Raw genomic sequence first — 12938 nt, forward strand, 5'->3', positions numbered from 1 at the left:
CAGACCGGCATCTGCCTTCCGCGAAGGCGATAGCCGCGATTTTGCCGCGGTGATGGCGCAAACAGATCGACCGTGACCTTTTTAGCATTTTGTCCACATCTTCGATCAAAATAGGCCTAGGGCTCGAGCGACTTAATGATTCGCCGCCGCAGAGGAAAGCCGTGATCCCTTCCGCCCGCGCCGCCGCATTGCGATCGACCGCACTGGCCACAAGCCTGGCGCTGGCGGTCGGACTGACCGCCTTCCCTCTGGAAACCTGGGCCAAGCCAAAAGTTCCCCTGCCGAAGCCGCGACCGATCGCCCGCAACGTCGTTCCCAAGTCCGCCCCCAAGTCCACCGCCAGTGCGCCTGCTGCCCAAACGCCGGCGCCGGCTGGCCATGCCCCTGCGGCACCTACCCCGCCGCCGCCCGTGCTGGCGCCAGCGACGCGCCAGCATGCCGTGCCGCCTCCACGCAAGCACGTGGCGCCGGCGGCCGTAGCCGCGACGTCCTCGACGTCGCAGGCCGACAAGGACGCACTGGAAAACGTCATCGAGCTCGTGCGCAAGCAGAAGCCTGGCGATGCAACGCAGGCGCAAGCGGCGATTTCGGATCCGGTCGCCCGCAAGCTCGCGGAATGGCTGATCCTGCGCAGCGATAACAACAACGCCTCGGTCGAACGCTACCGCGCGTTTGTTTCCGCCAATCCGAGTTGGCCGTCGCAGATCTTCCTGCGCCGGCGCATCGAGGCCGCGCTCTGGGACGACCGCCGCGACGATTCGACCGTCTGGTCGTGGTTCGAAAACGAGTCGCCGATCTCGGCCAAGGGCAAGTTCGCGCTGGCGAAGGTGATGATTGCACGCGGCGATCGCGCCAATGCCGAACGGCTGGTCCGTGAGGCCTGGCGTCACGACGGCATGTCGGAGGACACCGAGGGCGCCGCGCTCGATATGTTCGGCGCGCTGCTGACAGGGGGCGATCATAAGGCGCGGATGGATTCGCTGCTCTACGGCACCGAGCAGGAAGCCGGCGGCATGCGGGCCGCCAAGCGGTTGGGTTCGGGCCACGTCGCGCTCGCCAAAGCACGTATCGCGGCCAACAAGAAATCCTCCAACCTCAGGGCGCTCTTGGATGCGGTGCCGCGCGAATTGCATGGCGAGCCCGGTTACCTCTTCGCAAAAATCCAGCTGCTTCGCCGCGAGGAGAAATTCACCGAGGCCGCGCAGCTCATGCTCAGCGCGCCGAAGGACCCGAACCGCCTGCACAATCTCAACGAATGGTGGATCGAGCGGCGCTTGTTGGCGCGCAAGATGCTTGATGTCGGCGAGCATCGCTCCGCCTATCTCATCGCGCGGGATGCGGCGCTGCCGACGCGTGACATCTACAAGACCGAGCAGGAATTCACTGCCGGCTGGATTGCGCTGCGGTTCCTCAAGGATCCGGCGGTTGCCGCGCAGCACTTCGCGCGCATCGGCGTCGGCAGCGCGAACCCGACTGCATTGGCGCGCGCCGGCTATTGGCAGGGCCGCGCCGCGGAAGCGGCTGGACGCGCGCAGGAGGCTCGCGCGGCTTACGGCCGCGCCGCCGAGCAATCGACCAGCTATTATGGTCAGCTCGCGCGCGCCAAGCTCGGCCTGCCGCAGCTCCAGCTGAACGGCGTGCCGAGCGCCCGCGGCCGCGGGGTCGAACGGCTGGAGATCGTTCGTGCGGTGCAGTTGCTGTATGAACTCGACGAGCGCGAGCTCGCGATCCCGATTTTCGCCGACATGGGCGAGAACGGCGATCCCGATGCCCTGGTAGGCCTGGGCGAACTCACCTCGCGCCACGGCGACGCCCGCGGCATGCTGCTGCTCGGCAAGGCCGCGCTCAACCGGGGCCTGCCGTTCGATCACTACGCCTATCCTGTCACCGGCATTCCGCCGTTCAAGCAGATCGGCCCCGAGGTAGAGCCCAGTGTCGTCTATTCGATCGCGCGGCAGGAAAGCGCCTTCAATCCGGCCGTAGTCTCACCGGCCCAGGCCTACGGGCTGATGCAGGTGACACCGGACGCCGGGCGCTATGTCTGCAAGCGGGCCGGGGTCAGTTTCGACCTCAACCGGATGAAGACAGACTCCGTCTACAACGCCATGCTTGGCGCGGCCGAGCTCGGCGGGCTGCTCGAGGACTACCGCGGCTCCTACATTCTGACCTTCGCGGGCTACAATGCCGGTCGCGGCAGCGTCAAGAAATGGATCGAGCGTTACGGCGATCCGCGCGATCCCAAGGTCGACGCGGTCGATTGGGTCGAGCAGATCCCGTTCTCCGAGACGCGAAACTACGTGCAGCGGATCATGGAGAACCTGCAGGTCTATCGCACGCGGTTCGGCGGCGGGACCAGGCTCCAGATCGAAGCCGACCTGCATCGCGGCGCCAGCGTCGAATAGCGGTTTTCAGGTACGCCCGACTCGACCTGAAATTAAGCCACGACCGCAGATCAAGCGTGCGGGCGACAACCACCTTTCGCAGCGGAGGTCTTGAAGCGTCGAAACGCGCACGCCGGCATATTCGTGACAACCACGAACCACACCCGCAATGAAAAACCCCCGGCAGTTGCCTGCCGGGGGTTCTCCTAGAGTTTCAAGTCTTTCGGGATCAGAAGTTGCGCTGAGCGCGAACGTTCAGGAACACAGTGCTCTGGTCCCTGAACTCGTACACGGTGGTCGGCTTGGGAGCCGTCGCAGCCAAGGTGGCAGCGCCCGTGAACTTCTGGTCGAGGAAGAACGCGCCGACTTCAGCCGAGAACGTCAGGTTCTTGACGGGAGTCCAGCGGGTGACCACACCAACCTGGGCAAAGTTGAAGTCCGGGTTGCAGGAGAAGTCTGCAGACACGGCCTTGCCGGCCACGTAGTTGGCGCACCAAGCGCCCTTTGCCGAGGTGACGTCCAGCGCGTTGCCGCCGTAGCGGACCGAACCGTAGCTGCCCCAGAGGCTGGTCGACCAGTAGGGATCCCAGTTGTGGTTGAACGCACCACGGACACCCCAGGCATCAACCAGCTTGATGCCATCGGTGACACCAGGGAAGTACACACCGTCGGCGGTCTGGCCGAAGCCGACGCTCTGGTAAGCACCCGCACGGCTGGTGTCACCGAACATCACGAAGCTCGGCGAGGTGCCGCTCGTGGAGACCACCGACTTGGTGGAACCCTTGGCGTAGGTGGCGTCGATCTTGAAGTCGTCGCCCGGGCCGGTCGGCAGATTCTTGATCTGCAAGGCAGCCATCACCGCACCGCCCCACTTGTCGTCGGGGTGACCGGAGATTTCCGACAGAGCAGTCGGAACGCCGCCGGCGCCGAGGATGTTGTAGGAAGCGTTCACGAGATGCGCCAAACCGCCAATCTGGAACAGACCCCAGGCCTGGTCGACGCGGATATTGCCGACGATATCAGGAGCATGGACGCCGCCGTAGGCTTGCGCGCCGGCCGCGTTGAAGCCGCCGGGAACGCTGAGGTTCAGCAGCGAGGTGCGGTTGTACACGGTCGGTTCATCCAGACCGATGGTGGCCGACACGCCGTTGCCGAACTGAGCGGTGTACTGGATGTTGTTGACGCCGGTGACGTAGTCCGGACCGCCCATCAGGTTCGAGTTGTTGTTGCCCGGATAGCCGTTCCACGGCGACGCGAAGGCCGAAGCCGACTTACCGAAGGTGAAGCCCGCGAACTGCAGGAAGATCATGTCGACCGCGACATAGCCGTTGCCCGCGGAGTCAAGCAGGTTCGTGTTGTTGCCCAGGCGCGTGTCGAGCGAGTTAGGATTAAACGTGTTGTTGCCGAGCGTGCTGAACTGGATGTTGGCCTGACCGAAGGTGCGGACAACGCCGTATTCGGTAGCGGTACGGGTATCAACCGTCAGCGCCAGACGAGAACGGGCCGAGAAGTAATCACGGTAGCGGTTGCCCTGACCGATATCGCCGTTCCATGCCGGCGAGCCGTAGATGCCGCCGTTGAACGTGGTGTCGACGCGCAGATAACCACCCAGCTTGAGGCAGGTGTCGGTGCCCGGGATATAGAAGAAACCCGCACCGTACAGGGAGCAGATCCTCACGTACTCGACCGCTTTGGCCTTGACGGGAAGATCGGCCGCCTGAGCTCCGCCCACGGCGATCAGACCCGCCGCTGAGCCGAGAATAAGGCTCTTAACCATCTTCATGTTAAACCTCCAAGTTGCTCTGTAGGGAAGGTTCCGGATCCGCTGGGTGAAACACCCTAAGGTTGGTTCCCTTGTCCCCTGAAACCCGCTTAGTCGCTTCGCGCCTTCGGACACTCCCGCATGAACGCGAGGGACTTAAGCGAACCACCTAAAACGGGACGACCTCGGGATGCCCCCCTCCGTCGCCCGATCACAATTACCGAGGACTCCTGCACAAGCAACAAAGGAACCACTTCGAACGGCCCGACTTCGCCCCTTTTCCGAAGGGTGTTGCACAAATAACACGTGTTTGTGATCGAAGTTTTTCTGCAAGCTATTGTTCTTACACGATCTTTTTGAATACTTCCAATTGACGCCGAAAAACTGCCTTGGGCACCGCAGCAACCGCTGTCCACCCTGCAAGGCGTCTTCGCGACATCGAATCGAACCGCAAGCTCTGGCGAATCCGCATCCGACGTCACACAGATAGTAGAGTCATCCGAATAGACTCATCGGAAGGCCAACCGGGGTAGATTCAATGATCCGGCGAGCGAAGGCGACGCCGCCCGCAACAATTATAAAGGCTCCGGCCCGAACCTAGCCGTCAGCAACCGCTGCGCGACGACAAAAATGCCAAAGCTCCCTCCTCCTTCGGGCCCCAAATGCAATCGCAGATTGCTCCGGAGCTAGCGCTAACGCATTGCGCTATGCAACCCGCACAACGGGAACCGAATCGGATCAGCGGAGACGTCGAATCACGTTCGCGCGACGATGTGCTTCATTTCGAGGCATCCGGGGCCGGCGGGCGCCGAAACTCCCCCGACGTCAAATTGTCATAATCGCGCGAAACGCACGTGCCGATCCGTCTGCTTATGGAGCGCATAACCTCGAAAGACATCTAGTAAACGAGCTCCGCGGGATGCGAGATCGTTACGGAAGCATGCGCGAAGCCACAGCGCCTCTAAATGGCCTTGGCGTAATCTGAATCTGCCGCTTGCGGCTGGCCTTCGCGTCAGGCATATCCGCGCTGATGGAGCTGTGGCCGAGTGGCTGAAGGCGGCGGTTTGCTAAACCGTTATAGGGTTGTAAAGCCCTATCGAGGGTTCGAATCCCTCCGGCTCCGCCATCCTGCTTTTTGTCCAGCCCAGAGACACGGGTAACGGAACGTACCTAAGAGATAGGCGACAACCTCGTGCCGAACGGGTTGTCGAGGGGCTGCAAGGTTTTCTGCTTCAGGTCGAAGTATCCCAGATCATAGTGCATGAAGCTGACGAGCCAAATGCTCTCGTCGACCTCCTTGATGCAGAGCTTTTGGCCGGCCAGGACGGTTGAGATGTTGGTCCTCTTGCGATGGCGGCAGAGGCGTCCGCAGGCGGTAACAAGAACCTCGCGATCGTGGAACAGATAGGTCAGCCCCGGCAGGCCGGCATAGGAGCGCACCGAGGCGGTGTAGAGCTCGGCAGGACACTTCATGTCGAGGGCCTCATGCGGACGTTCGGCATTGAACTCGCGGACGAAGCGTCGAAGCGTTCCTGCTGTTGCAAGCCATTGGGTTGTTTTCTTTTTGAGGGTGAGGTGCATGCGCTCGTGGCGTCCGTTCTGTTGCGGGCGGCCCGGCTTGATGAGTTCGATCGCAATCCCCAGCCGAAGCCACCACACCGAGAGCTTGGAGAGGTTGGCGTTGGGACTGGCGAAGGGCACGCCGTTGTCGGAGCGAATGGCTAGCGGCAGGCCGCGCTGGTGGAACAGGCGTTCAAAGGCTGCAATTGCAGGGCCTTCACGCGTTGAACCGAGCGATTCGCACAACAGCAGGACGCGCGAGCATGGTCGGTGACGGTCAGCGGATAGCAGTAGCGCCATTGCCGAGCTTGAACGCGCCCTTAAAGTCGGCACACAGATCATTAGGTCCGGCGCCCGTGGACAGCGGCGTGCCGCGCGCGGTGGCGCGGCCCGCCGCCGCGCTTGACCAGGCCATGGCGATCGAGCACCGCATGGATGGTGCTTTTGCGGGAATCCTGACGTCGCCATCGAGCCGCCGGACCAGCAGTTCGTGGATCTTGCGCGCGCCACAGTGCGGCTTCTCCGCCTTGAGGCGGACAATCAGGCCCTCGATTTGCTCTGGGAGCTGATTGGCATAGCGCACCGGCCGCCTGGACCGATCGCTCAGGGCGGCCAGCGCCTGCTCCTTGTAGCGATCGAAAATCTTGTAGCCTGTCTTGCGGGATACGCCGAACTCCCGGCAGACGTCCGTCATGGCCTCGCCGTCCAGCAGACGGCCACAAAGCGAAGGCGTTCTTCCACTACCGAACTCGCTTTCCACGGCATCCAACACCTCCCGCAGAACAAAAGCGGAAAGTGTAACCCAGGTGTCCGGTACGTTTTGTCACCTATGTCTCGGGCCGATCATTCGCGCTGACGCGCTTCGCAGGATCGGCGCCCTCTCGCCCGCAAAGCAGGATGCCCTTCCGAAGCCTTGGCGAAGGAGGGCTCTATCGAGCCCCTCTCCTTCTCCACCTTTACCACAAATTCCGCGCCATTTACGCCGATGCTCGATCGACCCTTTCTGTTCGTCGGACGCCTCTCACGATCGTCCCGTTCAATTCGCCGCGGAGGCCAGGCATGAAGAAAGAAGTACTCGAAGCGATCCTTGGCGACGGCGAGAACATGCCCGAGCTTGGCCGATCGAAGACTACCTTCACGCCGTCGCGACCGAACCGACGCTTCCTGATTTCGCCATCGCAGTTGTACGGCGAGGATCGAAGAATCCGCGCCGAAATTGCGCGCAGTCCTCGTGAACGCAGCGGATGACGAGGGCTGGTCGAACGACGAAAGCCTGCTGTTGTTCCGCGGGCCAAGGCCGCATCCCCGACGACCGGATCGATCGCGCTCAGTTCAACGACGACCTTGCCGCAGCCGAACACGCGCCCGATGACATCGATCGGTTCACCAGATCACCTGGGGTACATCGAGGACGTGCTCGAATCGCTAGCCTGGACGCGCGAGTCCGAGGATGAAGAACGATGTGTTCGAAGAGGCAGACGAGACATCACCCTGGGCCGATCTCGTGTATCCGAACGAGCCGGTCAGAAATCCCGGGCGCCACGTCGGAGGTTAACGATCCATCTCTCTGCGGGAGCGGCAAGAAAGCGAAGAAATGCTGCCTTGCCAACGGAGATCCGCAAGTGTGAGGCTGGCAGCATCTTGCCTCAGTGTGCCGTCATCCAGGCGCGCGCCTCGCGCTGTGCGGTGGCGATTTCGGCGTCCGACATCATCGCGGCGACCTCGCGGCGCATGGAGATTGCATCCGCGCGTCCCTTCAGCGCGGCGAGATTGAACCATTTGTGGGCCGCGACGAGATTCACCACGCCGGAACGGCCGCTCGCCCAGTAAAGGCCGCGCTCGAACAGCACGTCCGGAATCGCGGTCGCTTCCACCGGAATTGCCGTGTCGAGATCAATCTGCCCCTGAAACATCGGTAGCTTCCCTTCTTATCGTTGCCGCCCTCCCCCCGAGCGCGGCCCCTGTCCACTGTTGACATCCCCAACGCCGTTTTCCGGTCTGCTGTTGGGATGATCATGGCCGATCAAATTTGAAGGGCGGTTTAAGGTTCGCGATGAACGGGGTGTAAACGCACACTTTGCGCCGTTGAACACGAAATCTCAGAAGTGCCTGCGGCACAGGGAGAAGTGGCCAATCGCGAAAGTCCGTTTACCCTGCAGTTTCGCAGAACGATAACCATTGCGGCCAACGCCGATGTCATCATCACTCGTCACCTGATCGGAGCGCTGACGGTTCCAGCAAATGCCCCGGCGTTCCGCAAGCTCTGCGGCCATGCGGGGCGTCAAGGCGTGTCGAATATCGAATTGGCCGGAGATGACGCGCCTGAACCGGCGCGACGGGTGGAACCGAAACAGCCGACAACTATGGACGATGAAATGAATTTGGAAAACTTAGCGCCGGACGCCAGATGCCTGGGCTGTCGGAGCGCTCCCGCGAAAGCGGGCGTTCCGGGGACAAGTACGCCCCAAAGGAACGAGGGCGTCGGCGAACACGTCAGGACCAGATTTCATGCCGGGCTTTGGCCCCGATGAAATTGCGGGCTGTTAAGGATACCCGCACCGAACGAAGAAAACCTGTTTCTTCTGCCGGACCGGTTTGAAGAAGCGAGCTCCCTCGAAATACGATCCAGCCGTTTGACCTGATGTCTCGCCGACACCCTCTTTCGTCGACCAGAGCCTTCAGCGTTTCGTCTTGGGGCTCGGGTGACGTGCCGGCTTCGAGCCGCCGGCAATTTTCAAAGAAGCGAACTTACTTCTTCTTCTTGGCGACCTTGCGGGTCTTCTTCGCAGTCTTCTTCACTGCGCTCTTCGCTTTCTTCGCCTTCTTAGCTTTCTTGGCCATGTTGCCCTCCTAATGTAGTGAGATGGCTTTAGTCGCTGCGTGCACTCGGGAATCGAGATGCACTACATCCCGAATACACCAACACATTCAAAAAAACAGCGTCCCGCTTAAGGAAGTGTTGACGCAGCAATGACCAAGCGCGCGCAGCGCTGCTGTCGGCGACGCAACGACATGCTCGCACATCGATGCAAAAAGTGCCGCAACGACCGGCATCGATATTTGTCAAGATTGAAAAAACGCCTGTGCCGCAGCATCTTCTTGAATTCATCAAACGACGCTCGATGCGCGATCGATGTTGTCGCGACTCATCGATGCCGCGAAAAATCCGCGTGCGCGGACTCTGAGTCGCAAATTTTGGCAATAAAAAAATTTTCGTGGATACGGCCTTGGCGTCTCATCGCCGCTCGCCAAAACCGAACTTTTTTGCGAATCGCGAAGACCGATTCGCAACTGCGCTCTCGGCCGCGATGGTGAATTTCAGATCGCGACGGACGATCGAAGCACGCTCGCGCGCATCGATCGCGGCGCCATTGACGACGGATTCGTCCCGTTACGGGACGCTTCAAATGCCGAGCTTCGCCTTCAGGAGATCGTTGACCGCTTGCGGATTGGCTTTGCCGCCGGATGACTTCATCACCTGGCCGACGAACCAGCCGGCGAGCTGCGGCTTGGCTTTCGCCTGCGCGACCTTGTCCGGATTGGCCGCGATAATGTCGTCAACGACCTTCTCGATCGCGCCCAAATCCGTGACCTGCTTCATGCCGCGGCTTTCGACCAGCTCGCGCGGGTCGCCGCCTTCGGTCCAGACGATCTCGAACAGGTCCTTTGCGATCTTGCCGGAGATGGTGCCCTCGCCGATCAGACCGACGATCGCAGCAAGCTGCGACGCCGACACTGGCGATGCCGTAATGCCATGGCCTTCCTTGTTGAGACGCCCGAACAACTCGTTGATCACCCAATTGGCGGCGAGCTTGCCATCGCGCGTCTTGTCGGCAAGCCCATCCAGCACGGTTTCGTAGAAGACCGCGCTCTCGCGCTCGGCCACCAGCACGCCGGCGTCGTAGGGGGACAGGCCGAGGCTCTCGATGAAGCGTGCCTTCTTCTGGTCCGGCAACTCCGGCAGCTTCTTCTTGAGCTCATCGACATAGCTTTGCGTGAACTCGAGCGGCAGCAGGTCGGGGTCGGGGAAATAGCGATAGTCGTGCGCTTCCTCCTTGGAGCGCATCGAGCGCGTCTCGCCCTTGTTGGGGTCGAACAGGCGCGTCTCCTGGTCGATCGTGCCGCCATCCTCGATGATCTCGATCTGACGCCGCGCCTCGTACTCGATCGCCTGGCCGATGAAGTTGATCGAGTTCATGTTCTTGATTTCGCAGCGGGTGCCAAGCGGGCCGCCGGGCTTACGCACGGAAACGTTCACATCGGCGCGGAGCGAACCCTTCTCCATGTCGCCATCGCAGGTGCCGAGATAACGCAGGATCGAACGCAGCTTTGTTACGTAGGCCTTGGCTTGCTCGGCATCGCGGATGTCGGGTTTCGACACGATCTCCATCAGCGCGACGCCGGAGCGGTTGAGGTCGACACAGGACATGCTCGGCGACTGGTCGTGCAGCGATTTGCCGGCATCCTGTTCCAGATGCAGCCGCTCGATGCCGATCGTGGCGGTCTTGCCTCCGTCCAGCTCGACGATAATCTCGCCCTCGCCCACGATCGGCGACTTGTATTGGCTGATCTGATAGCCCTGCGGCAGGTCCGGATAGAAATAGTTTTTTCGGTCGAATACCGAACGCAGGTTGATCTTCGCGTTGAGGCCGAGACCGGTTCTGACAGCCTGCTTGACGCATTCCTCGTTGATGACCGGCAGCATGCCCGGCATGGCCGCATCGACCAGCGAGACATGGCTGTTCGGCTCGCCGCCGAATTCGGTCGATGCACCGGAGAACAGTTTTGATTTCGAGGTGACCTGGGCGTGCACCTCCATCCCGATCACGACTTCCCAGTCGCCGGTTTGGCCCTTGATCAGTTTTCCGGGTTTGACTGACACGTTCATGCTTTTCCACCCCCGAGCAGCGCGGACACGATCCGCTCCCATTCGGCTTCCAGAGAATCCTTCGCCACCGGCTGGCCGGCCTGGCGGTACCAGTAGCCGGCGTTGCCGAGATCGCCTTCGACCCGGTGCAGATAGGCATGCACCCAGGCAGCATTCGCGTCACTTTCGTCCTGCACGATCTTGTGCGCCCGGTCCCAGTCGCCCTTGGCAGCCCACCACAACGCGGCCAGCGGCGGTTCGAGGCCCGGCGTGGGCGCTGCGTGCCTCAAGCTGGCGCGGAAATCCGGCATGGGTCACCACCAGCGCGGCGGCGTGAAGTGGCCGGCCGCCTGCTCCACGACTTCGCCGAGCGAGAACAGCGTCTCTTCGTCGAACGGACGGCCGATCAGTTGCAGGCCAAGCGGCAGGCCCTGCGCATCCTTGCCGGCCGGCACGGCGATGCCCGGCAATCCCGCCATGTTCACGGTCACCGTAAAAATGTCGTTGAGGTACATCTCGACCGGATCGGCGCCCCCCTTTTCGCCGACGCCGAACGCGGCCGAGGGCGTCGCCGGCGTCAGGATCGCGCTGACGCCCTTGGCGAAGCAATCTTCAAAATCCTTCTTGATCAGGGTGCGTACTTTTTGCGCGCGCAGATAATAGGCATCGTAATAGCCGGCAGAGAGCACATAGGTTCCGATCATGACGCGGCGGCGCACTTCATCGCCAAAACCTTCGGCGCGGGTGTTCTCGTACAATTCGCCAATCGAGCGTCCGGGCACGCGCAAGCCGTACCGCACGCCATCATAGCGGGCGAGATTGGACGAGGCTTCCGCCGGCGCCACGATGTAATAGGCCGGTAGCGCATATTTGGTGTGCGGCAGCGACACCTCGACCAGTTCGGCACCGGCCGCCTTCAGCCAGCCAGCGCCCTCGGTCCAGAGCTTTTCGATTTCCGCCGGCATGCCGTCGAGGCGATATTCCTTCGGAATACCGATCTTGATCCCCTTCACCGACTTGCCGACGGCGGCTTCGTAATCGGGCACGCCGATATCGACGGAGGTCGTGTCCTTGGGGTCGTGGCCCGCCATCGAACGCATCAGGATCGCAGCATCGCGCGTGGTGCGCGCGATCGGGCCGGCCTGATCGAGCGAAGACGCGAACGCCACGATGCCCCAACGCGAGCAGCGCCCATAAGTCGGCTTGACGCCGACGGTTGCGGTGAAGGCGGCGGGCTGACGGATCGAACCGCCGGTGTCGGTTGCGGTCGCGCCCATGCAGAGCAGCGCGGCCACCGCAGAGGCCGATCCACCGGAGGAACCGCCTGGCACCAGCGTGGTGTTGGAGCCTTCGCGCCGCCACGGATTGACCACCGGGCCGAAACAGGACGTCTCGTTCGAAGAGCCCATCGCGAACTCATCGTTGTTGAGCTTGCCGAGCATCACCGCGCCGTCGCGCCAGAGCTGCGAGGTGACGGTTGATTCATACGGCGGCACGAAGTTGCCGAGGATCTTTGAGCAGGCCGTGGTGCGCACGTCTTTCGTTGCGAACAGATCCTTGATGCCGAGCGGAATGCCGGCGAGCGGCCCACCCTCGCCTTTTGTGATCTTGGCGTCGATCGCGCGCGCCATGGCGCGGGCCTGATCCGGCGTTTCCAGCACGAAGGCGTTGAGCGAACGCGCCGCTTCCATCGCGGCGAGATGCGCGTCCGTCAGTTCAAGCGAGGTGAAAGACTTGTTCGCGAGGCCAGATCTAGCCTCGGCGATGGTCAAAGATGTCAGGTCGGTCATTTATTGATCGGGCTGCAGAAGAACGGAGAAAGCGTCTTGTCGTTGGCGGGATCGTTGGCACGCGCCTTGTCGGCTGCCTCGAGTTGATCGAGCACGGCGTCCATCGCCTTGTCGGGATCGGCGGCCTTGCCCTGCCGCTCCATCGCGTCGAGATAATTCATGTAGGCCTGATAGGCCTTTTCATCGTCGCAGAGCAGACACATCGGAAGACTCTTTTGTTTGACGCGTTTTCTTCACGCGAACCGGCACCCACTTCGCTCGAAAACGCTACGCGCTACTCGACCACCTTTGGCACCAGGAAAAAATGGTTTTGCGTCTCCGGCGCATTCCTGACGATGTCGTCGGGAATCTCGCCGTCATTGACCACATCCTGCCGCTTCTTCATTTCCATCGGGGTCACCGAGGTCATCGGCTCGACGCCGTCGACATTCACTTCCGAAAGCTGCTCCACGAAAGCCAGCATCGCGTTCAATTCGCCCTGCAGATGGGGAACCTCGGCCTCGGTGACCGCAATCCGCGCCAGATGCGCGATGCGGCGAACGGTGGCGGCATCAACGGACATAAATATAGGCCTCGAA

Annotated in this window: 10 protein-coding genes, 1 tRNA gene and 1 pseudogene; 4 read left to right on the top strand and 8 right to left on the bottom strand. The window is 61.7% G+C overall.

The features are described from left to right. Window positions 1-164: 164 nt before the first annotated feature. Complete coding sequence (locus tag HCN58_RS24890; RefSeq protein ID WP_171582190.1) at window positions 165-2402, top strand: lytic transglycosylase domain-containing protein; 2238 nt, start codon at window positions 165-167, stop codon at window positions 2400-2402. A gap of 208 nt (window positions 2403-2610) precedes the next feature. Here HCN58_RS24890 and HCN58_RS24895 read toward each other — a convergent pair whose 3' ends face one another. Next, window positions 2611-4164 carry a porin gene (locus HCN58_RS24895; RefSeq protein ID WP_171582021.1) on the bottom strand — a complete coding sequence of 518 codons (1554 nt, stop codon included), beginning with the start codon at window positions 4162-4164 and terminating at the stop codon, window positions 2611-2613. Between the two features lie 1011 nt (window positions 4165-5175). Between HCN58_RS24895 and HCN58_RS24900 the strand changes: the two genes are divergently transcribed. After that, a tRNA-Ser gene (locus tag HCN58_RS24900) sits at window positions 5176-5269 on the top strand. A gap of 44 nt (window positions 5270-5313) precedes the next feature. On the opposite strand, the pseudogene HCN58_RS37820 reads toward HCN58_RS24900, so the two are convergent. Continuing rightward, window positions 5314-6468, bottom strand: a pseudogene (locus HCN58_RS37820) (helix-turn-helix domain-containing protein). Between the two features lie 294 nt (window positions 6469-6762). Here HCN58_RS37820 and HCN58_RS24910 point away from each other — a divergent pair. Together HCN58_RS24910 and HCN58_RS37505 are read left to right on the top strand one after the other, a co-directional pair. Continuing rightward, window positions 6763-6951, top strand: coding sequence for a hypothetical protein (locus tag HCN58_RS24910; RefSeq protein ID WP_171582022.1), 189 nt, complete (start codon window positions 6763-6765; stop codon window positions 6949-6951). Window positions 6952-7163: 212 nt separating this feature from the next. Then, window positions 7164-7331, top strand: coding sequence for an SEC-C metal-binding domain-containing protein (locus HCN58_RS37505; RefSeq protein ID WP_171582023.1), 168 nt, complete (start codon window positions 7164-7166; stop codon window positions 7329-7331). Window positions 7332-7349: 18 nt separating this feature from the next. Here the strand turns inward: HCN58_RS37505 and HCN58_RS24920 are convergent, their stop codons facing one another. The 6 genes from HCN58_RS24920 to gatC all read right to left on the bottom strand — a co-directional run bounded on the left by HCN58_RS24920 (window position 7350) and on the right by gatC (window position 12922). Further along, a complete protein-coding gene (locus HCN58_RS24920; protein WP_065747015.1) occupies window positions 7350-7616 on the bottom strand; it encodes a hypothetical protein in 267 nt (88 codons plus the stop codon). 1490 nt (window positions 7617-9106) lie between these two features. Continuing rightward, window positions 9107-10591 (bottom strand): Asp-tRNA(Asn)/Glu-tRNA(Gln) amidotransferase subunit GatB, encoded by a 1485-nt coding sequence (gatB, locus tag HCN58_RS24925; RefSeq protein WP_171582024.1) that lies wholly within the window; start codon window positions 10589-10591, stop codon window positions 9107-9109. Next, on the bottom strand, window positions 10588-10881 hold the full coding sequence (locus HCN58_RS24930; RefSeq protein ID WP_171582025.1) for a hypothetical protein: 294 nt from the start codon (window positions 10879-10881) through the stop codon (window positions 10588-10590). The genes gatB and HCN58_RS24930 overlap by 4 nt, the downstream gene beginning before the upstream one ends. Before the next feature lie 3 nt (window positions 10882-10884). After that, window positions 10885-12360: an Asp-tRNA(Asn)/Glu-tRNA(Gln) amidotransferase subunit GatA gene (gatA, locus tag HCN58_RS24935; protein ID WP_171582026.1), complete on the bottom strand. Its 1476-nt coding sequence runs from the start codon at window positions 12358-12360 to the stop codon at window positions 10885-10887. Beyond that, complete coding sequence (locus HCN58_RS24940; protein WP_171582027.1) at window positions 12357-12563, bottom strand: hypothetical protein; 207 nt, start codon at window positions 12561-12563, stop codon at window positions 12357-12359. Before HCN58_RS24940 ends, gatA begins: the two co-directional genes overlap by 4 nt. 71 nt (window positions 12564-12634) lie before the next feature. Then, window positions 12635-12922, bottom strand: a complete 288-nt coding sequence (gatC, locus tag HCN58_RS24945; RefSeq protein WP_171582028.1) for an Asp-tRNA(Asn)/Glu-tRNA(Gln) amidotransferase subunit GatC — start codon at window positions 12920-12922, stop codon at window positions 12635-12637. Between the last annotated feature and the right edge of the window lie 16 nt (window positions 12923-12938).

The sequence above is a fragment of the Bradyrhizobium australiense genome (genome assembly GCF_013114825.1).
In the GTDB taxonomy this organism is placed as follows: Bacteria; Pseudomonadota; Alphaproteobacteria; order Rhizobiales; family Xanthobacteraceae; genus Bradyrhizobium; species Bradyrhizobium australiense.

Coding starts and splice junctions, on each gene's coding strand:
- HCN58_RS24920 (WP_065747015.1), bottom strand. CDS start 7,616: ATGTTTCAGGGGCAGATTGATCTCGACACGGCAATTCCGGTGGAAGCG.
- HCN58_RS24930 (WP_171582025.1), bottom strand. CDS start 10,881: ATGCCGGATTTCCGCGCCAGCTTGAGGCACGCAGCGCCCACGCCGGGC.
- HCN58_RS37505 (WP_171582023.1), top strand. CDS start 7,164: ATGTGTTCGAAGAGGCAGACGAGACATCACCCTGGGCCGATCTCGTGT.
- HCN58_RS24910 (WP_171582022.1), top strand. CDS start 6,763: ATGAAGAAAGAAGTACTCGAAGCGATCCTTGGCGACGGCGAGAACATG.
- gatA (WP_171582026.1), bottom strand. CDS start 12,360: ATGACCGACCTGACATCTTTGACCATCGCCGAGGCTAGATCTGGCCTC.
- HCN58_RS24895 (WP_171582021.1), bottom strand. CDS start 4,164: ATGAAGATGGTTAAGAGCCTTATTCTCGGCTCAGCGGCGGGTCTGATC.
- HCN58_RS24940 (WP_171582027.1), bottom strand. CDS start 12,563: ATGTGTCTGCTCTGCGACGATGAAAAGGCCTATCAGGCCTACATGAAT.
- gatB (WP_171582024.1), bottom strand. CDS start 10,591: ATGAACGTGTCAGTCAAACCCGGAAAACTGATCAAGGGCCAAACCGGC.
- gatC (WP_171582028.1), bottom strand. CDS start 12,922: ATGTCCGTTGATGCCGCCACCGTTCGCCGCATCGCGCATCTGGCGCGG.